19 protein-coding genes are annotated in these 19,303 nt (G+C 72.0%); 9 read left to right on the forward strand and 10 right to left on the reverse strand.

The annotated features are described in order from the left end of the window. Positions 1-87 precede the first annotated feature (87 nt). Complete coding sequence (locus tag ACH4K4_RS19035) at positions 88-306, forward strand: hypothetical protein (RefSeq protein ID WP_360134982.1); 219 nt, start codon at positions 88-90, stop codon at positions 304-306. 10 nt (positions 307-316) lie between these two features. Further along, entirely contained in the window at positions 317-1,030 is a 714-nt protein-coding gene (locus ACH4K4_RS19040) for a DUF4191 domain-containing protein (protein WP_398168550.1), read from the forward strand. Positions 1,031-1,158: 128 nt separating this feature from the next. Here ACH4K4_RS19040 and ACH4K4_RS19045 read toward each other — a convergent pair whose 3' ends face one another. After that, a complete protein-coding gene (locus tag ACH4K4_RS19045; RefSeq protein WP_398168552.1) occupies positions 1,159-1,626 on the reverse strand; it encodes an RDD family protein in 468 nt (155 codons plus the stop codon). Positions 1,627-1,979: 353 nt separating this feature from the next. On the opposite strand from ACH4K4_RS19045, the gene glnA reads away from it, so the two are divergent. Together glnA and ACH4K4_RS19055 are read left to right on the forward strand one after the other, a co-directional pair. Further along, positions 1,980-3,389, forward strand: a complete 1,410-nt coding sequence (gene glnA, locus ACH4K4_RS19050; protein WP_398168553.1) for a type I glutamate--ammonia ligase — start codon at positions 1,980-1,982, stop codon at positions 3,387-3,389. 271 nt (positions 3,390-3,660) lie between these two features. Then, positions 3,661-5,943, forward strand: a complete 2,283-nt coding sequence (locus tag ACH4K4_RS19055) for a germacradienol/geosmin synthase (RefSeq protein WP_398168712.1) — start codon at positions 3,661-3,663, stop codon at positions 5,941-5,943. Positions 5,944-6,097: 154 nt separating this feature from the next. On the opposite strand, the gene ACH4K4_RS19060 is transcribed toward ACH4K4_RS19055, so the two are convergent. From ACH4K4_RS19060 to ACH4K4_RS19090, 7 genes are all read right to left on the reverse strand, one after another. Continuing rightward, positions 6,098-6,433: a hypothetical protein gene (locus tag ACH4K4_RS19060; RefSeq protein WP_398168555.1), complete on the reverse strand. Its 336-nt coding sequence runs from the start codon at positions 6,431-6,433 to the stop codon at positions 6,098-6,100. A gap of 137 nt (positions 6,434-6,570) precedes the next feature. After that, entirely contained in the window at positions 6,571-7,203 is a 633-nt protein-coding gene (locus ACH4K4_RS19065; RefSeq protein WP_398168557.1) for a hypothetical protein, read from the reverse strand. Beyond that, positions 7,200-8,807 (reverse strand): sensor histidine kinase, encoded by a 1,608-nt coding sequence (locus ACH4K4_RS19070; RefSeq protein WP_398168713.1) that lies wholly within the window; start codon positions 8,805-8,807, stop codon positions 7,200-7,202. The genes ACH4K4_RS19065 and ACH4K4_RS19070 overlap by 4 nt, the downstream gene beginning before the upstream one ends. A 71-nt stretch (positions 8,808-8,878) precedes the next feature. Further along, complete coding sequence (locus ACH4K4_RS19075) at positions 8,879-9,610, reverse strand: response regulator (RefSeq protein WP_398168559.1); 732 nt, start codon at positions 9,608-9,610, stop codon at positions 8,879-8,881. A gap of 176 nt (positions 9,611-9,786) precedes the next feature. Beyond that, entirely contained in the window at positions 9,787-11,343 is a 1,557-nt protein-coding gene (locus ACH4K4_RS19080) for an AMP-binding protein (protein WP_398168560.1), read from the reverse strand. 153 nt (positions 11,344-11,496) lie between these two features. Next, entirely contained in the window at positions 11,497-12,420 is a 924-nt protein-coding gene (locus ACH4K4_RS19085; RefSeq protein ID WP_398168562.1) for a Gfo/Idh/MocA family protein, read from the reverse strand. Between the two features lie 49 nt (positions 12,421-12,469). Then, on the reverse strand, positions 12,470-13,087 hold the full coding sequence (locus ACH4K4_RS19090; protein WP_398168564.1) for a TetR/AcrR family transcriptional regulator: 618 nt from the start codon (positions 13,085-13,087) through the stop codon (positions 12,470-12,472). Positions 13,088-13,156: 69 nt separating this feature from the next. On the opposite strand from ACH4K4_RS19090, the gene ACH4K4_RS19095 reads away from it, so the two are divergent. From ACH4K4_RS19095 to ACH4K4_RS19115, 5 genes are all read left to right on the forward strand, one after another. Next, entirely contained in the window at positions 13,157-14,491 is a 1,335-nt protein-coding gene (locus ACH4K4_RS19095) for an alpha/beta hydrolase (RefSeq protein WP_398168566.1), read from the forward strand. A 244-nt stretch (positions 14,492-14,735) separates the two neighbouring features. Next, positions 14,736-15,665, forward strand: a complete 930-nt coding sequence (locus tag ACH4K4_RS19100; RefSeq protein WP_398168567.1) for a trypsin-like serine peptidase — start codon at positions 14,736-14,738, stop codon at positions 15,663-15,665. A gap of 21 nt (positions 15,666-15,686) precedes the next feature. Beyond that, positions 15,687-15,968 carry a carboxypeptidase-like regulatory domain-containing protein gene (locus ACH4K4_RS19105; protein ID WP_398168569.1) on the forward strand — a complete coding sequence of 94 codons (282 nt, stop codon included), beginning with the start codon at positions 15,687-15,689 and terminating at the stop codon, positions 15,966-15,968. A gap of 68 nt (positions 15,969-16,036) precedes the next feature. After that, on the forward strand, positions 16,037-16,669 hold the full coding sequence (locus ACH4K4_RS19110; RefSeq protein WP_398168570.1) for a rhomboid-like protein: 633 nt from the start codon (positions 16,037-16,039) through the stop codon (positions 16,667-16,669). A 244-nt stretch (positions 16,670-16,913) separates the two neighbouring features. Next, on the forward strand, positions 16,914-17,510 hold the full coding sequence (locus ACH4K4_RS19115) for a winged helix-turn-helix domain-containing protein (protein WP_398168572.1): 597 nt from the start codon (positions 16,914-16,916) through the stop codon (positions 17,508-17,510). Here ACH4K4_RS19115 and ACH4K4_RS19120 read toward each other — a convergent pair. Beyond that, positions 17,486-18,328 carry a lysophospholipid acyltransferase family protein gene (locus ACH4K4_RS19120; protein ID WP_398168573.1) on the reverse strand — a complete coding sequence of 281 codons (843 nt, stop codon included), beginning with the start codon at positions 18,326-18,328 and terminating at the stop codon, positions 17,486-17,488. The genes ACH4K4_RS19115 and ACH4K4_RS19120 overlap by 25 nt on opposite strands. Beyond that, entirely contained in the window at positions 18,325-19,131 is an 807-nt protein-coding gene (locus ACH4K4_RS19125) for a GNAT family N-acetyltransferase (RefSeq protein WP_398168575.1), read from the reverse strand. Before ACH4K4_RS19125 ends, ACH4K4_RS19120 begins: the two co-directional genes overlap by 4 nt. Positions 19,132-19,303: the final 172 nt, after the last annotated feature.

The raw sequence follows: 19,303 nt of genomic DNA on the forward strand, positions 1-19,303 counted from the left end.
ACCGCTCGGTCATCAGTTGGTAACACCGATCCGTAACGATGGCTTCACACACCGCATCCATCCTTCCTCCAGAAGGGGAACCCCGTCATGCAGGCCGCGCCCGCTCGCGCCACCGCCGCACTCCCCCTCCCGTCGGTCACCGATGCCCTGCGCGCAGTGGAGTCACTGCTGATGCGCGGCGGGCAGCGCACCGCCCGCCGGAACGCCTGGACAGCGGTGCTGGAGGACCGGCGCCGCGCCATGGACCGGCGGGAGGCCGAACACGTACTGGAGGCCGTGGCGACCGAGGGTCCGAGCGACACGTAAACTGCGCCTCATGGCGAGGAAGGCAAAAGCAGACAGCGCTGACGGCGCTGCGAACACCGGGCGACTGAAGCAGATCGCCCAGACCTACAAGATGACCCGTCGGGTCGACCCCAAGGTCGGTCTTGTCGTCGCCGGCGTGGGCATCGTCGTATTCGGCGTTCTCCTCGCCCTCGGCTTCCTGATCGGCCACCCCGTCTACGCGGGCATCCTGGGCTTCGTGCTGGCCTTCCTCGCGATGGCGATCGTCTTCGGCCGGCGCGCCGAGCGGGCCGCCTTCGGACAGATGGAGGGCCAGCCCGGCGCGGCGGCCGCCGTACTGGACAACGTCGGCCGCGGCTGGACGGTCACCCCCGCCGTGGCGATGAACCGCCAGCAGGACGTCGTGCACCGCGCCGTCGGCAAGGCGGGCATCGTCCTCGTCGGCGAGGGCAACCCGAACCGCGTACGCGCCCTGCTGGCCTCCGAGAAGAAGCGGATGGCCCGCATCATCGCCGACGCCCCGGTCCACGACTACGTGGTCGGCGAGGGCGAGGGCCAGGTCCCGCTGAAGAAGATCCGTACGACCCTGCTGAAGCTGCCGCGCACCCTGCCCGGCCCCCAGGTGACCGCCGTGAACGACCGCCTGCGCGCGCTCGGCGACCTGATGAGCAACATGCCGGTCCCGAAGGGCCCCATGCCCAAGGGCATGCGGATGCCGAAGGGCGGCGGCGGCAAGATGCGCTGACCCTCGGCGCGCCGCACCACGACGGCGGAGGGGCCCGGGACCTTGTCGGTCCCGGGCCCCTCCGGTTTTTCAGCTGTCCGTTCCGCTGCGCCGGGGCGCGGCTGACGCCGCCCTCCCGCTCCCGCGGCTCAGATACGCACCTGTACGGCGCGGGCCAGGCGGTCGTGGAGGCCGCGGCCGTCGCGGTCCCAGATCACCGCCGGAATGATGATGACCAGCAGGACCGTCCGCAGGGCGACGCGCCACAGCGGCAGCCGCCCGCCGTCCTCGGCGACGACCCGCAGGCCCAGCAGCCGCTTGCCCGGCGTGAAGCCGACCGTGCCCACCGTCAGCAGGCTCAGTACGGCGAAGACGGCCAGCGCCCAGTTGCTGGTCGCGTTGGCCTTGCCGTCGCCGAGCAGCCCGTACGCCACGAGCATGCACAGCGCCCAGTCGACGAAGAGGGCGGCGAAGCGCCGGCCGGGACGCGCGATCGAGCCCGGCCCCTCCTCGGGGAGCCCGAGCCGCTGCCCGCGGTAGCCGAACTCGACACCCATGTCCTCGGCTGCCGCGCGGGGCCCGGAGATCCACGATCCGATTGCTTGCCTGTTGTCCACCCGTCCACGGTACTGCGACCGCATACGTTCCCCCTTTCGCGGGGCACCGGTGAGAGCCCTCTCACCCTCCGCGCGCCTGCCCCTCCCGGCGGCCCGGCCGTACGTCCCCCACCCCGCCGCACCGCGCGCGTCCCGCGCCCGCCCCTCCCGGAATGATCAATTCCGCCCGCCTCCTTCCCCGCGCATCACTCCCCGAAAAGGGCCGCGCGGCGGTTAACCTCGGCGAAACAAATGGGTCATGCTTGGGAAATCCCGCCTGCCTATGGTCGGGCAAGCGCGCCACCGCACATGGTGCGCTCCGAGTAGCAACCCCGCGTCCGCCGACCTCCGGTGACCGGGCTAGGAGGAGTTGGATGTTCCAGAACGCCGATGAGGCCAAGAAGTTCATCGCGGACGAGGACGTCAAGTTCGTCGACGTCCGGTTCTGCGACCTGCCCGGTGTGATGCAGCACTTCACGGTTCCGGCGGAGGCGTTCGACCCGACCGAGGAGCTCGCCTTCGACGGCTCCTCGATCCGCGGCTTCCAGGCCATCCACGAGTCCGACATGGCGCTGCGCGCCGACCTCTCCACCGCCCGCGTGGACCCGTTCCGCCGCGACAAGACGCTCAACGTCAACTTCTTCATCCACGACCCGATCACCGGCGAGCAGTACAGCCGTGACCCGCGCAACGTGGCGAAGAAGGCCGAGGCCTACCTCGCCTCCACCGGCATCGCCGACACCGCGTTCTTCGGCCCGGAGGCGGAGTTCTACGTCTTCGACAACGTCCGTTTCGAGACGTCGGCGAACCAGTCCTTCTACCACATCGACTCCGAGGCCGGCGCCTGGAACACCGGCTCCGAGGTCAACAACCGCGGCTACAAGGTCCGCTACAAGGGCGGCTACTTCCCGGCTCCCCCGGTCGACCACTTCGCCGACCTGCGCGCCGAGATCTCCCTGGAGCTGGACGCGGCCGGCCTGAAGGTCGAGCGCCAGCACCACGAGGTCGGCACCGCCGGCCAGGCGGAGATCAACTACAAGTTCAACACCCTCCTCGCCGCCGCCGACGACCTGATGCTCTTCAAGTACATCGTGAAGAACGTCGCCTGGCGCAACGGCAAGACCGCCACCTTCATGCCCAAGCCGATCTTCGGTGACAACGGCTCCGGCATGCACGTCCACCAGTCCCTGTGGTCCGGCGGCGAGCCCCTCTTCTACGACGAGCAGGGCTACGCGGGCCTCTCGGACACCGCCCGCTACTACATCGGCGGCATCCTCAAGCACGCCCCCTCCCTCCTGGCCTTCACCAACCCCACGGTGAACTCCTACCACCGCCTGGTCCCCGGCTTCGAGGCCCCGGTCAACCTGGTGTACTCGCAGCGCAACCGCTCCGCCGCGATGCGCATCCCGATCACCGGCTCCAACCCGAAGGCCAAGCGCGTCGAGTTCCGCGCCCCGGACCCGTCCTCGAACCCGTACCTGGCCTTCTCCGCCCTCCTCCTCGCGGGCCTGGACGGCGTCAAGAACAAGATCGAGCCCGCCGAGCCGATCGACAAGGACCTCTACGAGCTCGCCCCCGAAGAGCACGCGGGCGTCCCCCAGGTCCCCACCTCCCTCCCGGCCGTCCTCGACGCCCTGGAAGCCGACAACGAGTACCTCCAGCAGGGCGGCGTCTTCACCTCCGACCTCATCGAGACCTGGATCGACTACAAGCGCACCCACGAAATCGCCCCGATCCAGCTCCGCCCCCACCCCCACGAGTTCGAGCTGTACTTCGACATCTAAAACCCACAGGCCGAACCGGGCTCCCCGGCCCGTTCACCCGAGTGGTCTCCAGCCGTCGGCCGTGCCTTCCTCCTGGAAGGCACGGCCGACGGCTTTGTCGTGCGCGCTCTAACCACACACCCTTGCGAAATGTCAATAGGGGGGATAGCTGGGGCTGGTGGTGGGTAGAGGTGTGGCCGCTGGCGGGCGTGTGGGGGGAGTTGGCGGGGGCGGCTTCCTGGGGCGCCGGTCGTGGGACCGCGTGGGACAAGACGACGAAAGGCAGGTCGTGGTGGGGCAGCCGTTTGAATTGCCGGGGTTTTATCTGCCGTATCCGGCTCGGTTGAATGCGCATGTGGAGGAGGCCCGGCGGCATTCCAAGGAGTGGGCTCGGGGGATGGGGATGCTAGAGGGGTCGGGGATTTGGGAGGAGGGGGATCTGGATGCACATGATTACGCGTTGTTGTGCGCGTATACGCATCCGGATTGCTCGGCGGATGTGCTGGCGCTGGTGACGGACTGGTATGTGTGGGTGTTCTTCTTCGACGACCATTTCCTGGAGGCGTTCAAGCGGACGCAGGACCGGGTGGGCGGGAAGGCGTACCTGGACCGGCTGCCGTTGTTCATGCCGATGGATCCGGGGGCGGCGGTGCCGGAGCCGAGCAATCCGGTGGAGGCTGGATTGGCGGATCTGTGGGCGCGTACGGTGCCTTCGATGTCGGCGGACTGGCGGGCGCGGTTCCGGGAGAGCACCGAGCATCTGCTGAACGAGTCGCTGTGGGAGCTTTCGAATATCAACGCGGGGCGGTTGCCGAATCCCGTCGAGTACATCGAGATGCGACGGAAGGTCGGCGGCGCCCCGTGGTCGGCGGGGCTGGTGGAGTTCGCGGCGGGGGCCGAGGTGCCGGCTTCGGTTGCCGGGTCGCGACCGTTGCGGGTGCTCAAGGACGCGTTCGCGGACGCGGTGCATCTGCGGAACGACGTGTTCTCGTACCAGCGGGAGACCGAGGAGGAGGGGGAGCTCAGTAATGGGGTGCTGGTGCTGGAGAACTTCCTCGGGTGCACGACCCAGGAGGCGGCGGACGCCGTCAACGACCTGATCACTTCGCGGGTGCAGCAGTTCGAGAAGACGGTGGTGACGGAGCTGCCGGTGCTTTTCGCCGAGAAGGGGCTGATGCCGCCGGAGTGCGCGAGTGTGCTGGCTTATGCCAAGGGTTTGCAGGACTGGCAGTCGGGTGGGCACGAGTGGCATATGCGGTCCAGTCGGTACATGAATGGGGGTGGGGCGGCGGCTGAGAAGGGCGGCTGGTCGCCGTTTGCGTTCGGCGGGGTGGGGACTTCGGCCGTTGACGTGCGGAGGGCGGTGGCGGTCACCGGGGCGAAGCGGGTGCGGAATTCCACGCATGTGCCGTTCCAGCGGGTGGGGCCCTCGCAGCTGCCCGACTTCTACATGCCGTTCAAGACGACGCTCAGCCCGCACTTGGACGGGGCGCGGGTGAACGCGGTGGAGTGGGCGCGGCAGATGGGGATGTTGCGGCCGCAGGCGGGGGTGCCGCTGTCGGATGTCTGGAGCGCCGAGAAAGTGGCGGACTACGACTTTCCGTTGTGTGCCGCCGGTCTGCACCCCGAGGCGACGCCGGAAGAGCTGGATCTCGGGTCGCAGTGGCTGACGTGGGGGACGTACGGGGACGACTACTACCCGGCGGTGTTCGGGGCGACGCGGGACCTGGCCGGGGCGAAGGCGTGCACCGCGCGGCTTTCGGCGTGTATGCCCGTGGAGGACGGTGAGGCCGCGCCGGAGCCGGCGAACGCGATGGAGCGCGGGCTGGCGGATCTGTGGGTCCGTACGACGGAGTCGATGGATGCCGCGGCGCGGAAGACGTTCCGGGACAGCGTGGAGGTGATGACGGCCGGATGGATATGGGAACTGGAGAACCAGGCGCTGCATCACATTCCCGATCCGGTGGACTACATCGAGATGCGGCGGGCGACGTTCGGTTCTGACATGACGATGAGCCTGAGTCGTATCGGGCATGGGCGGCGGGTGCCGGAGGAGGTTTACCTCAGTGGGCCGATGCGTTCGCTGGAGAACGCCGCCGTCGACTACGCGACGCTGCTCAACGACGTGTTCTCGTACCAGAAGGAGATCGAGTACGAGGGCGAGGTGCACAACGGGATCCTCGTGGTGCAGAACTTCTTCGGCTGCGACTATCCGACGGCGCTCGCGATCGTCCACGACCTGATGACGTCCCGTATGCGGGAGTTCCAGCATGTGGCGGCGAATGAACTGCCGGTGCTCTATGACGACTTCGCCTTGCCGGGTGAGGCGCGCGCCTTGCTGGACGGGTACGTGAAGGAGCTGGAGAACTGGATGTCGGGGATTCTGACGTGGCACCAAGGGTGCCGGCGTTACCGCGAGGAGGACCTGATCCGGCACAAGGGGCACGGGAGGGGCCGGGAGACGAGAGACGAGGTCGGTGCCGGGGTGCGGGAGTGGGTCGGGCGGCCTACCGGGGTCGGGACTTCGGCGGCTCGGCTGGTGCCGCGGTCGGCGTGTGCGAGCACCGCCGGGTAATCGTTTCCGCGCGCTGGACGGCGTGCGGGCACGCCAGTGGCCCCTCCCGGGTAGTGGCCGGGAGGGGCCGATCAGGTCAGGTCGGGACGGGAGGCCGGTCAGGGGCGGTTGGAGTCGTCACCCGTGGTTGCGCGCCGGTGCGGCGCCTGCCGCCTCAGCGGGCGTTCTCAATGATCAGGGAACGGACCATGCGGCAGGTCGTATTGGAGGGCGGGTGCACTCCGATACGGGCCGCGGTGGAGCGGATGGTGCGGTTGCGGGCGCGCTCCGGGGTGTAGACACCGCCGTCGAGCAGGGCTATCGCCAGGCGCATGGCCTTCAGGCGGCGGTTGTGGGCCTCGTACCACTCGCGCGGGAGGCCGGCGGGCAGCGGCTTCTTCGCTACGGGCCTGGCCACCGCGGGGGTGCGGACCGTCCGTCGCGTGGCGGTCTTGCCGTACCTGCTCGGCTTCGGTACGGCGGGGTTCGTGGACAGTGTGGCTACGGCCATCGGCAACCTCCTGGGACGGCGAAGTAGCGGTCCTGGACGAGTCCGGGACTGCTTCCTTACTGCTGCCAATTTTAGTGGCCACCACTGACAAAGCCCCCTGGTCAGGCACTGCTTGGGGCCGCCGGACGGGAGTGCCGTCAGCGCGTCGCGGGGCCGCCGGAGCCGTTCGGGGCGGGAGTGGGAGCGGGCGGTGCGGAGGAGCCGGGAACGGCGGTGGGCAAGGCGATTCCGTTGCTGGAGCAGCGCAGCGTCCAGGGGGTGTCCCGGCTCGCCGGTTCGTACATGCGCACGTCCACTTCGGTGGCCGGGCGGCCGCCGGGGAGGTCGGCGTTGGCCGCGGTGCAGGCGATCTGGTGGACGGCGGTCGCCTCCATACGGGAGACCGGTACGGGAAGGAAGACGCTCACCGCGCCGCTCGCGGGGACGGCGGTGAGGCGGCCGGGCATCGGCGGCAGCGCGCTGACCAGTCCGCGCGCCCGTTCGGCTGCGGTCGGCCCCTTCACCAGTAGGTCCAGGGCCTCCTGGGGGCCGACCGGGCCGTCGGCCGGGCGGGCGGCGGCGTGGATGCCGACGGGCGAGAGGAAGAAGATGCGGGCGGTGTAGGTCGAGCTGCCCGGTTGCGGGACGCCCTGGGCGGGGGCGCCTGCCTGTACGTAGCCGGTCGGTGTGATGCCGCAGCCGGCGAGGAGGGGGAAGAGGAGAACCGCCGTGGCGGTGAAGAGGATCAGGTACAGGGCCGCGGACGGGGTCGGCCGGGTCGGGCTCCTCATGGGTGGTCCTCGGGGGCGGGGGCGGGGACAGGGCCGGGATTATCGGTGCCGGGTGCGGGCGCTGGTGCGGGCTGTCCGGGTCCCGCCAGCGGATCGAGCGGCACGTCCACGCTGAACACCGCTCCCCCGTCCGGCGCGTTGGCCGCCCGCAGGGTCCCCCCGTGCAGCCGTACGTTCTCCATCGCGATGGCCAGGCCCAGGCCGCTGCCGCCGGAGCGTACGCGGGCGGCGTCGGCCTTGTAGAAGCGCTCGAACACGTGGGGCAGGGCCTCCGGGGCGATGCCGGGCCCCCGGTCGGCGACGTCGATACGCAACCGTCCCGTTCCGGCGTACGCCGTCAGCCGTACCGGCGTACCGCCGTGCCGCAGCGCGTTGCCGACCAGGTTGGCCACGACCACGTCGATGCGGCGCGGGTCGAAGCGGGCCCGCAGGCCGTCGGGCAGCTCGGTGTCGACCTGGTCCTGCCAGCCGCGCAGTTGGAGCGTCTTGCGCAGCGCGACGGCGACGTCGATCTCGTCGAGGTGCAGGTCGGCGGCGCCCGCGTCGAAGCGCGAGACCTCTATCAGGTCTTCCACCATGCGGGCGAGTTTGGCGGTCTCGCCGCTGATGAGGCGTACGGCGTCGGCCGTGTCGGTATCCAGCCGGGCGGCGTCCTCGTCGAGGACCTCGGTGACGGCGGACATCGCGGCCAGCGGGGTGCGCAGCTCGTGCGAGACGTCGGCGGCGAAGCGGCGGGCGTTGGCCTCCATGCGACGCAGTTCGGCGTCGTCCTTCTCCAGGGCGCGGGCCATGTCGTTGAAGGTGACGGTGAGGTCGGCGAGTTCGTCCCGGCCGGTCACCGGGGAGCGGGTGTCCAGCTCTCCCGAGGTGATGCGTTCGGCGGCCTCGCGCAGCCGGCGTACGGGCAGCAGTACGCGGCGGGCGGCGAACAGCGCGGGGACGACGGCCAGCGCGAGGGCGGGCAGCGCGCCCGCCTGTGCGGCGGTGACCAGCGCGTCGACGTCGGCCTTCTCGTCGGCGAGGCTGAACTCGGCGTAGACGACGAGGCCGGAGGGCTTGCCCTTGCCGGGCGCGGAGGACGGCGCCGCGGAGCCGGACGGCGCCGCGCCCCGCCCGCCCTCGGAGGAGCGCCCCCCGGCCGCCGAAGCCCGCGCGTCGGTGAAGTCCACCGGCATGCCGATCGCCAGCCAGGGTTTCCCCCCGCGGTCCACGCGCTGGAAGATGGGCGCGTGGTGGTCGCGGACCGACGCGCGCAGGCCGTCGGTGACCGCGTCACGGCCGCCGCGCCACGGCCGCGGGACGACCGGGCCGTCCTCGTACTGCGCGTAGGTGCGCCAGTTGCGGGAGCCACCGGCCCGGTCGAGCTGCACGACGAGGTTCTGCAGGTCCTCGCGCCGGGGCGGGAAGGGCAGGTCGGGTCCGAGGGATTCCAGCTGGGCGCGCAGGTCGTGCACGGCCGTGTTCTGGGTGCGGGCCAGTATCGCGGTACGGGCCTGCCGGAAGGTGAGCGCCGCGGTGATCAGCGCGCTGAGCGCCGAGACGATGAGGAACCCGACGATGAGGCGGGTGCGCAACCCGCGGAAGCGGGTGTACGCGGCGGCCAGCCGCTCCCGGCCGCGCGACGGTGCAGAGCGTGCCGGACGGCCGTCCGGCGGCGTCTCCTCCCCGCGGGTGCTCAAAGGGGCCCGAAGCGGTAGCCGAACCCGCGTACCGTCTGGACGTACGCGGGTGCCCGCGAGTCGTCCTCGATCTTGGCGCGGAGCCGCATCACGCACGCGTCCACCAGCCTCGCGTCCCCGTAGAAGCTGTGCTCCCAGACCTGTTCGAGGAGTTGCTGGCGGCTGAAGACCCGGCCTGGCGAGTCGGACAGGAAGAGCAGCAGCTTCAGTTCGCTGGGGGCCAGCACGACTTCCCTGCCGTTCTTGGCGACCAGCAGCGCGGAGCGGTCCACGGTCAGTGCCCCGTACGTCTGAGTGGAGGGGGCGGCGGTGCCGGGCGGCCCTGGCTCCCGCGCGTCGGCCCCGGTCCCGTCCCCCTCCCCCGGCGACGCCACGCGCCGCAGCACCGCCCGCATCCGCGCCTGGAGCACCTCACCGCTCGCCGGCTTGACCACGTAGTCGTCCGCGCCGGCCTCCAGCCCGACGACCATGTCGATGTCGTCGCCGCGCGCGGACAGGATGATGATCGGGATCTGCTGTGTCTCCCGGATGCGGCGGCACACCTCCAGGCCGCTCATGCCGGGCAGCATCAGGTCCAGCAGCACCAGCTCCGGCCGGAAGCGCTCCAGCGCGGGGAGCCCGGCCTCGCCGCTGGCGGCCGCCTCGACCTCGTGGCCTCGGCGGCGCAGCGCGAGGACGACGCCCTGGCGTACGGCCGGGTCGTCCTCGATCAGGAGCACTCGTGTCATGGGGCGGGGTCTCCGAAGCGGCTGGCGAAGCGGACGCTCGTCGAAAGCGTACGGCGGGAGGGGTCGCCACCATGGTGCGCGACGCTCGTGACGCCGTGTCTCGCATTGTGTGAGGAATCGATGACGGTTGGGCACTCCCCGCCCCCCGGCCCCTGCGCTCTGCCCGCCCCCTGTCTTTACCGCACGCCGTCTCCCCGCCCCAGCACGTCGGCCTGGAGGCGCTTCTTGTCGGGCTTGCCGACGGAGGTGAGGGGGATGCGGCCGGCCTGGTGCACGGCGCGCGGCGCGTACATGGCTCCCTTGTGCGCCACGACGAACTCGGTGATCGCCTCGGGGTCGACCGTGCGCCCCGGCGTGGGGACGACGACGCAGTGCACCTCCTCGACCCGGTCCGCGGTGGTCACGCCGAAGACCGCGCAGTGCGCGACGTCCGGGTGGGTGTGCAGCAGGTCTTCGAGTTCGCCGGGGTAGACGTGGCCGCCCACGACGATGATCACGTCCTTGACCCGGTCCATCAGGAAGAGGTAGCCGGCCTCGTCCAGGTAGCCGACGTCCCCGGTGCGCACCCAGCCGTCGCGGACGACCTGCGCGGTCAGCTCGGGCTTCTTCCAGTAGCCGGTCATCATGCCCCGGGAGCGGACGTACACCTCGCCGCTGGTGTCGGGCGGGAGGGGGCGTCCTTCCTCGTCGCGGATCTCGATGTCCACGCCGGGTACGGGCCGGCCGACGGTGATCTGGCCGCCCTGTCCGGTGATGCCGTGCTCCGCCGGGCCCATCTCGGTGAGCAGCAGCGCCTCGGACTGCCCGTACCAGCCGTACAGGACCGGGCCGAGCCTCTCCATTGCCTGGCGCAGCCGGGCGGGGGACGACGGGGAGCCGCCGTAGGTAATGCGGGTGAGGCTGCTGAGGTCGGTGGTGGCCAGGGAGGGGTGGTCAATCAGTTGGTAGAGGAGGGGCGGCAGTAGCCACAGGTGGGTGATGCGCTCACGCTCCATCGCGGCGAGGACCGCACCGGGTTCGAAGCCCTCCTGGAGTACGACGCTGCCGCCGGCCGCCAGCGTCATGTCGGACAGCTGCCCGGCCAGGTGGGCCAGCGAGGTGCAGACGAGCAAGCGGGACGGGTCGCCGGCCGACTCGAAGGGGTAGGCCACCGCCTCCGCGTAGGGGCCGTGCGCCATCTGGATGCCTTTGGGCACACCGGTCGTTCCGCCGGTGTAGCGGATGCACCAGTCGTCGTCGGCGCGGGCCGCGCTCTCGACCGTGCGTCCCGAGGGGCGGGCGGCGGCAGCGGCGGTGAGGTCTTCGGCGTCGAGGCCGGTGGCGCCGGGCCCCAGCGTCAGCACCTTCGGCGCGGCGCCGTCCAGGTGGGAAAGCAACTCGGCGGCGGGCTTGGCCGATTCCGGGCCGACGAGCAGCAGCTCGGTCTCGGCGCTCGCCACGATGCGCGCCTGGGTCTCGGGGGCCTGCCCCTCGTAGAGCAGTACGATCCTGGCGCCCAGCAGGTTGACCGCGTACCTGGCGGACAGCGCCTCCGGCCGGTTACCGGCCAGCATCGAGACCGTACGGCCGCGTACGAGGCCGCGGTCGGCCAGCTCCGCCGCCATCCGGTGCACGCCGTCGTGGAATTCGGCGGCGGTGATGTCCCGCCCTTCGGCCGTGGTCAGGACCCGGTGCCCGGGGTTGTCCGCCAGTTTCTTCAGAATGCTTTCGACGTAACTCGTGAACCCTGTCATGTGTTGCGCCTCCTTGTCGTACAACGCACCGCGCGCGGCGGCGACGCGGCGCGCGCGGTGCGTGCGGATGGGGAGCGCCGAGGGCGCGATCACGACGTTAGCGGCGGGCTGCGGGAATCGGCCCGCCCTTTTTGCCGGACCGCGATGGCCGGGTCACCCCTTCGGCCATTCCCCGCTCCCCCCGAGCGGCGCGAACGACGCCTCCGCCGCCGCCAGCACCTCCGTGACGCGCAGCCCGAAGCGCGCGTCGCAGGCGTGCCCTTCGCCGGTGCGTACGGAGGCGAGGAGCGCGTCCACAGCGCGCCGGTAGGCCACCTCGGGGCCGTCCTGGCGGCGCGGGAGCGTGGTGGTGCCCGAAGTGCCGTACAGCGTGACGTTCACACCGGACGCCGCCCGCGGCGCGGTCAGGCTGACCGTCGCCGAACTCGCCGCGCCGCCCGCGTGCCTCAGCGCGAGCAGCACGGTGTCGCCGGGGCCGCGGACGGCCGTGACCTGCTCGGCGTCGCCGAGTACCGGGAGCAGCAGGGACAGCGCGTGCGGGCCGACGTCCCACAGGGCGCCCTTCTCGCGGCGCCAGGGCGAGGCCGCGTACGGGCTGTCGCTGTCGGCGCCGAAGACCGAGCCGAGCCAGTCGGCGTGCGCGGTGAACCAGCCGCCGGCCGCGACCGCCCGGTCCACCCACTCCCCCTCCGCGATCCCGAAGCGCGCGGTGAAGAAGACGACCGAGGCGACGCCCGCCCGTTCCGCCGCCTCGGCCACCGCCCGCGCCTCGGGAACGGTGGTGGCGACCGGCTTGTCCAGGAGGAGGTGCCGGCCGGCGTCGGCGGCCCGTACGGCGAGGTCCGCCTGGACGGCGGGCGGCAGGGCGATGGCGAGGGCGTCGGTGTCGGCGAACAGCTCTTCCGGGGTCGCGTACGGACGGACCCCGTGCTGCGCGGCCAGCGCGGCGGCCGCTTCCGGGCGCCGCCCCCATACGCCCGTGAAGGCGACGCCGGGGTGCGCGGCGAGGGCGGGGGCATGGACGCGCTGCGCCCAGGGGCCGGTACCGAGAAGTCCGATGCGCAAGGTCGTCGTCATGCCCGCCAGTGTGCCTGTCGGAGGTGTTGCCCTCTACGCGGCAACCGCTTCAGGACGCCATGCCGGTGCGCCGGAGGCCGGGGAGGGCGGCGGGGGTCGCCCAGCCGCGCAGTACGGCATCGACCGTTGACCGGAACGCGGTCTCGGCCGCGTCGCCTTCGAGGGCGCCGGCGAGTTCGAGGGTCACGAGCCCGTGCAGGGCGACCCACAGCGAGACGGCGATCAGTGTGGTGTCGCCCGCGAGGACGTCGTCCGCCACGGCGCGGTCGATCGCCGCGACAAGCGGCCGCACCGGGTCGCGGTCGCCGACCCGGGACGACGGTACGAAGGACTGCGCGCCACCGAACAACACCGCGTACAGGTGGCGGTGTTCGCGTCCCCACCGGCGATACGCCACGGCCAGCGCGTACAGGTCCTCCAGGGCGGTATCCGAGCCGGGAACGGCCGTCAGGTCCTGGAAGAGGCCGGCGACCGCCTGGTCGCGCACCTCGCGGATCAGCCCGTCCTTCCCCTGGAACAACGTGTAGACCGCCGCCGTCGACGTTCCGGCGGCGGCGGCCAGCGCGCGGACCGTGACCGACTCCTGGGGACGGGTGGCGAACATCTCGGTCGCGCATGCCACGAGCCGGTCTCTGACGGCGTCGTCGTTCGTTCTCGGCCTTCCCACGCGGACCAGTGTACCGGCGCTGATAACATCGTTTCAAAACGGCGTTTCAAAAAGCTGGGAGAGATCGCCATGGCACCGTCCGCCCGACACTCCTTACGCATCACCGGCCTCCTGCTGGCGGCCGCCGCCGCGGCGGCGGGGCTGATCGCCTTCTTCCTGGCGCTGCTCGTCGCCACCGACGGCGCGGGATCGGGGCTCCCCGCATGGGCCGCGACCGTCGCGGTCGCGGTCGTCGCGGCGCTGTGGCGGGGCCGCCGCCGCTCCTGGCGGGGACGGCTGGTGCCGTTCCTGCCGGTACTCGTCGCCACGGCCCTGACGCTGTCGGTGTGCGTCCCCACCGTCCCCACGACGCGCCGCCACCCGCCCGCCCTGCCGTTCGTGACCACCGAGCACTGGCGCCTGTCCACCGGCAGCCGGGTCGCGGTCTACCACTACCCGCCCACCGGCGGCAGCCCCCGGCACCACGTGCCGCTCGTCTACCTCAACGGCGGGCCGGTACGGGGCATCTCGGTGCTCGACCACCACTTCCTACAGCGGCTCGCCGGGCAGGGCTACGACGTGTACGCCTACGAGCAGGCCGGCGGCGGCCGCAGCGACCTGCTGCCCATGAACCAGTACTCGATCACCCGGTCCGTTCACGACCTCGGCGCCTTCGCCGAGAAGTTCGGCAAGCGCCGCGTCGACGTGCTGGGGTTCTCCGCGGGCGCGGTCGTACTCACCCGCGCGCTGGCCGACCCGGCCATCGCCGCCCGCCTGCGCCGGGCGGTCATCGCCGAGCCGGGACCGGTGGACGGCCCCGGTACCCGGTTCGCGGAGCAGAAGGGCCGGCCGTCGGCCCGGGGCATCGCACCGGCCATGGCCGGACCGCGCTCCACACACGTCCCGCGGTACGCGGTCGCGTTCGGCCTCATGCGGCTCGGACTGCTCAGCCCGGACAACGGGCTGGTAGGGCAGGCGGAGGGCGACAACGCCTTCACCGCCGCCGACCTCGGCAGCGACACCGCCTCCGGCTACTGCGCGCGGGACGCGCACCGCATCCCGGTCGAGGACACGGCACAGAACTTCACCTTCAGCGCCGCCGCCAGCCTCCGCATCCAGCAAACGATCAAAGACTCCCCGTCCATCGCCCCTCGGCTGAGGCGCTCCCGGACACCCGCGATGCTGATGATCGCCGAGTGCTCCTCCCAGGTCCGGCAGTGGCAGACGGCCATCCTCGCGGACAACCCCGCCGTCCAGCGCACCCAGTACATGCCCGGCGTCGGCCACCACATGTGGAACGGCCTGGGTGACAACGACCAACGAGCAGCGGCCGTCATCACCGCGTTCCTCCAGGACAAGCCCGCACCGCTGCCCGACTACCCGGGCCGAGCCGACATCCCTGCCTTCCTCAGGGACCACAAGTAGGCGGATCCCCACCGGCGAGCACGCGCGGAGCGGCCCCCTTCTCCGTGTCGCGCCCATCTGTCTTTACGGGTCGCCTCGTGCTGTTGCCGGAACAGTTCGGGACGGAAGACGTAGTACAGGGCTATCCACAAGAATTCGCCGCAACTTTCGTTGTCCGCTTCCGGTGGCGGCAGTACAAGGAGAGAACTCCTTCGCGAAGGACTCCCTCAGTGCACCCCGAGAACCGAGAGGCTCGGTGACAGCAATGCCGATCGAGTTCCACACCGCCGTGTCGAACGAGCCGGAGGAACAGCAAGTCGTCTACACCGCCGAGGAACTGGCCGTACAGCCGCCGTCCGAGGGCCCGCAGGGCGACACGGCCAGGGGCACCGCCGACGGCCTGGAGAACGTGCGTGGCTACAGCCGTCCCGAAGGCACGCCCGAGCAGCTGTGGCAGCCGCCGACCGCCGCGCTGCCGGACATCGGGGAGGCGTCCTTCGGCCCGCCCCCGGTGGCCGCCGAGACCGTGCACGGCCCGGACGACCGGGTGCAGATCACCGACACGTCCGTGTATCCGTGGCGGGTGCACTGCTCGCTGCTGATCACCGCGGCGGACAACTCCCGCTGGATCGGGACGGGCTGGTTCATCGGCCCGCACACCCTGGCCACCGCGGGGCACGTCGTCTACATCAAAAACAGCGGTGTCGCCGGGCGCGACGGCTGGGTCAAGAGCATCAACGTGATGCCGGGCCGCAACGGCAACACCCTCCCGTACGGCGTCGTCACCAGCACCAGCTTCCGTACGGTCAGCGGCTGGTCCAACAACGGCGACCAGAACTACGACTACGGCGCGATCATCCTGCCCACCAACCTCGGCAACACCACCGGCTGGTTCGGCTTCGGCGTGTGGTCCGACGCCGACCTGCTCAAGACCGTCGGCAACATCTCCGGCTACCCGGGCGACAAGCCGGCCGGTACGCAGTGGTACGACGCGCGCGGCGTGGCCTCCGTCGGTCCGCGCAAGGTGTACTACGACATCGACACGGCGGGCGGCCAGAGCGGCAGCTCCGTCTACCACTTCTACAACGGCGGCCGGTACGGCATCGCGATCCACGCGTACGGCGGCGCGGTCACCAACTCGGGCACCCGCATCACCACGCCGGTGTACAACAACTACGTGGCGTGGAAGGCGTGACCGTACGGCAACAGTGAACGGATGAAAGGTCCCGATATGGCGGTGATCTCCGGAGTCGTGGTGGACGCGGACGGCCGGGCCGTCCCGGACGCCCGGGTGTACCTGGCCGCGGGCCCGGGGTCCTTCCCCGACGTGGCCGCGCTCACCGACGACGAGGGACGCTTCGCCCTCTCCGCAGGGCCCGACGGCAGCTACACCGTCGAGTGCCGGTCGGAGCGGGGCGGCGGCGTGGCGAGCACCGCGGGCGCCGCCGTCACGGTGCGCGGCGGCGCGGCCGAGCCGGTCGAGATCCGGCTCGGCTGAGCTTCCTCCCGCCACCCGCCGGGGCCCGCCCCGGCGGGTGGCGGGAGGGGCCGGGGATGATGGAGGGCATGAAAGCGCCCTCCGCCTACGCTCCCTGGCTCACCCCGCTGTACGTCGGCGCCGTCCAGCTCGGCGCGTACGCCACCGCGCGGCTGCCCGCGCACCGGCGCGCCGAGCTGCTGCGCGCGCACTCGACCAACGTCGACAACCTGCGGGCGGGCCGCTGGCGGACGCTGGCGACCAGCGCCGTGTTCGTGGAGAGCCCGCTGCCCGTGCCGTACGGGCTGGCGCTGATCGCGGCGCTCGGCACGGCCGAGGCGGCGTGGGGCACCCGGCGCGCGGCCGGGATGTTCGCCGCCGGGCACATCGGTGCCAGCGTGCTCGTGTACGGCGGGCTGCGGGCGGCCCGCGCGCTGTCGCACCAGGCCGTCACCCCGGAAACGGAACGGGCCGTGGACGTCGGCGCGAGTTACGGCTTCTACGCCACGGTGGGCGCGCTCGCCGTCTCCGTACCGCACCGCGGCGCGCGGGCCGCGGCCACCGCCGGGCTGCTGGCGCTCGGCGCGAGCCCGGTGCTGAGCAAGCGGCGGGACTTCACGGACGCGGGGCACCTGACGGCGCTGGTGCTGGGCATGGGCGCGGGAGCCGTTTTCAGGAAGCGTCTGCGCCGTCGTCTTCGCGTCAATCCGCAAGGCGCGTGAGGGACAGATCAAGAACGGTCTGGTTGAATGGGGGCATGGCCAGCCTTACCGACACCGCGACGGGTCGCAGCGACCTTGAGCCTTTCTGGCCGTCCCGGCAGGGGCACCACTTCGACCGTCTGTGTTGCCGCGCGCACTGAGCGCGGGCCCGCACACGCCTCACCGACGCCTTCCACCGCGTCCCCAGCCCTGCCCGCGCGCACGACGTCCCCGACGCCTCTCTGCGCGAAAGAGCTGACCCATCATGACGAACCTCCGCACCCTGCCGGCCGCTTCCGCTTCCGCTGCGGCGGCCGCCGCCCCCTCCGTCCCCGGCGTGCCCGGACGGCAGCGACAGCGCCTGCGTGCCGTGGCGCCCGACGAGCTGCCACCGGTCGCCGACCTGCTCACCTCGGGCGCGACCTGGCTGCCGGCGCCGCAGCACAGCCTGCCCGCCCTGCCGGGGCAGCCGCCGATGGTCGGCTACCTCGTCCTCGTACCGGCGGAGCAGGTGCCGGGCGCCGTGCCGGTGCCGCCCGGCGGCCCGGACACCGCCGTGCCGGCCGTCACCGGCAACGAGGCCGTACGGATCGACCCCGAGCAGCGGACGGTGCACGTGCACGGCCGCCCGCTGGACCTGACGTACCTCGAATTCGAGCTGCTCGCCCACCTCGTCGCCCACCCGCACCGGGTGCACACCCGCGACCAGCTGGTGACCACGGTGTGGGGGTACGGGCACGTCGGTGACGGACGGACGGTGGACGTGCATGTCGCCAGGCTGCGCCGCAAGTTGGGCGCGGACCAGCGGTCGACGATCGTGACCGTGCGCCGCGTCGGCTACAAGTACGTACCGACCGCCTGATCCCGGCTGCTGACGGCCGCGCGTGCGAGGTCCGCCAGCGCGCGCCGGTCGTCGGTGCCGGGGCGCGGGTCCAGCGGCTCGTGCACGGTGACGCGCACCGTCAGGCCGCGCGCGCGGACCACCCGCCGTACGGAGGACAGGAATTCCTCGTCGCCGAGGAACCCCGCGACCGTACTGGGCAGCCCCAGCTGGTCGTACGAGAGTGTCACCGGCCGTACGGGAGCGCCCGCGTCCAGCGCCGCCTGGAACGTGGCCCGGCGGAAGGCGCCGTACGCGGCCGAGCACCATGTGCTGGCCTGCGGGAACACCGCCACCGAACGGCCGGAGCGCAGGAGTCCCGCCAGACTTGCCACAGTCGCGGGCAGTTGGCGCGGCCGGGCGCGGTCGATGAAACGGGTGCCGGCGCGGCGGGCGAGGGCGCCGACCAGCGGCCATTCGCCGACCTCCCGCTTGGCGAGCAGGGTCACCGGCTCGACCGCGAGGAGGGCGGGGATGTCGAGCCAGGAGATGTGGTTGGCGACGACGAGGGTGCCGGGGGGCGGTCCCGAAGAGCCCGGCAGGCGCGCTTCCCGGACCACGAGGCCCGCCGTGTCCGGCGGGGTGGCGACGTCGAGCCGTACGCCGATCGCCGCGAGCACCGAGCGCGCGTGCGCCCGCAGCCGCGCCGGTTCGGCCATCCGCTCGCCGTCCCGCAGCGCCCGGCCCGCGGCGCGCGCGAACGCGGCGCAGCGCCGGGCCGCCTCGGCGGCCGGGACGCGGGGCGCGGCGTGTGCCGCGCAACCCGGTGTGCACTCGGACCGTACCTCCCAGGTACTCACGCCCGGCTCCCGGCCGACGAGCCCTTCCGGTCCGGCCGGCCGGCCGGTTCGCCGCCGAGGAAGAAGCGGCGGTAGCGGTCGTTGAGGCGCTCCATGTCCAGCACCACGAAGAAGTCGGCCACGTCGAACTCGGGGTCGTGCGCGGGCGGCCCGCACACCCACGCGCCGATCCGCAGGTATCCGCGCAGCAGCGGCGGGAGCAGCGACGGGTTCGGGCGTGTGTCCGGCGCGGGTCCCGCGTACCGCCACGGCCGGTGCGGGGTGACGCGCAGCCCGCGCGGTGCGGCGTGCCGGGTCCGGCCCAGTTCCCACGCGGCGGCCGCGGCGGCGCCGCCGTCGCCCAGCGGCACGGAGGCGCAGCCCGCCAGGTAGCGGTGGCCGGAGAGCAGGGTGTAGCGGGCCAGCGCGGCCCACATGAGGTTGATGACCGCGCCGCCGCGGTGGTCGGGGTGGACGCAGGAGCGCCCCGCCTCGATGAGCGAGGGGCGCAGCGCGGCGAGCGCCGTCAGGTCGAACTCGCCGTCGGAGTAGAGGCGTTCGCTGCGTCCCGGCGGCAGCAGCCGGTAGGTGCCGACCACGTCGCCGGTGGCGGTGTCCGTGACGATCAGGTGGTCCGCGAGGTCGTCGACGGCGTCGATGTCGTGGCCCGCCAGGGGCGAGTGCAAGGTGGCGCCCAGTTCCTCGCCGAAGACGCGGTGGCGCAGGCGCTGAGCGGCGCGTATCCGGTCCGGTGTGTCGGCGATCGAGGTCTCGTAAGCGGCGGGCACGGACACGGACACGGGCACGGTTGCGGGGACGCTCATGGATCTCTCCGTCCGGGGAGGTCGGTACGTGTGGGGCCCGGCAAGGGCCGCGCAGCCGGCGGCACAGGGGGGACACCGGGCCCTGCGGAGTGCGGGCGGCGGCGGTACGCGGCCCGTACCGGTGGTGCCGGATACACCTCCGTTCCGGGGGTGAAACCCCATGACCTGGTCT

The sequence above is a fragment of the Streptomyces sp. NPDC017529 genome (assembly GCF_044329785.1).
Classification (GTDB): domain Bacteria; phylum Actinomycetota; class Actinomycetes; order Streptomycetales; family Streptomycetaceae; genus Streptomyces.

Coding starts and splice junctions, on each gene's coding strand:
- ACH4K4_RS19035 (WP_360134982.1), top strand. CDS start 88: ATGCAGGCCGCGCCCGCTCGCGCCACCGCCGCACTCCCCCTCCCGTCG.
- ACH4K4_RS19040 (WP_398168550.1), top strand. CDS start 317: ATGGCGAGGAAGGCAAAAGCAGACAGCGCTGACGGCGCTGCGAACACC.
- glnA (WP_398168553.1), top strand. CDS start 1,980: ATGTTCCAGAACGCCGATGAGGCCAAGAAGTTCATCGCGGACGAGGAC.
- ACH4K4_RS19060 (WP_398168555.1), bottom strand. CDS start 6,433: ATGGCCGTAGCCACACTGTCCACGAACCCCGCCGTACCGAAGCCGAGC.
- ACH4K4_RS19065 (WP_398168557.1), bottom strand. CDS start 7,203: ATGAGGAGCCCGACCCGGCCGACCCCGTCCGCGGCCCTGTACCTGATC.
- ACH4K4_RS19075 (WP_398168559.1), bottom strand. CDS start 9,610: ATGACACGAGTGCTCCTGATCGAGGACGACCCGGCCGTACGCCAGGGC.
- ACH4K4_RS19080 (WP_398168560.1), bottom strand. CDS start 11,343: ATGACAGGGTTCACGAGTTACGTCGAAAGCATTCTGAAGAAACTGGCG.
- ACH4K4_RS19085 (WP_398168562.1), bottom strand. CDS start 12,420: ATGACGACGACCTTGCGCATCGGACTTCTCGGTACCGGCCCCTGGGCG.
- ACH4K4_RS19095 (WP_398168566.1), top strand. CDS start 13,157: ATGGCACCGTCCGCCCGACACTCCTTACGCATCACCGGCCTCCTGCTG.
- ACH4K4_RS19100 (WP_398168567.1), top strand. CDS start 14,736: ATGCCGATCGAGTTCCACACCGCCGTGTCGAACGAGCCGGAGGAACAG.
- ACH4K4_RS19105 (WP_398168569.1), top strand. CDS start 15,687: ATGAAAGGTCCCGATATGGCGGTGATCTCCGGAGTCGTGGTGGACGCG.
- ACH4K4_RS19110 (WP_398168570.1), top strand. CDS start 16,037: ATGAAAGCGCCCTCCGCCTACGCTCCCTGGCTCACCCCGCTGTACGTC.
- ACH4K4_RS19115 (WP_398168572.1), top strand. CDS start 16,914: ATGACGAACCTCCGCACCCTGCCGGCCGCTTCCGCTTCCGCTGCGGCG.
- ACH4K4_RS19125 (WP_398168575.1), bottom strand. CDS start 19,131: ATGAGCGTCCCCGCAACCGTGCCCGTGTCCGTGTCCGTGCCCGCCGCT.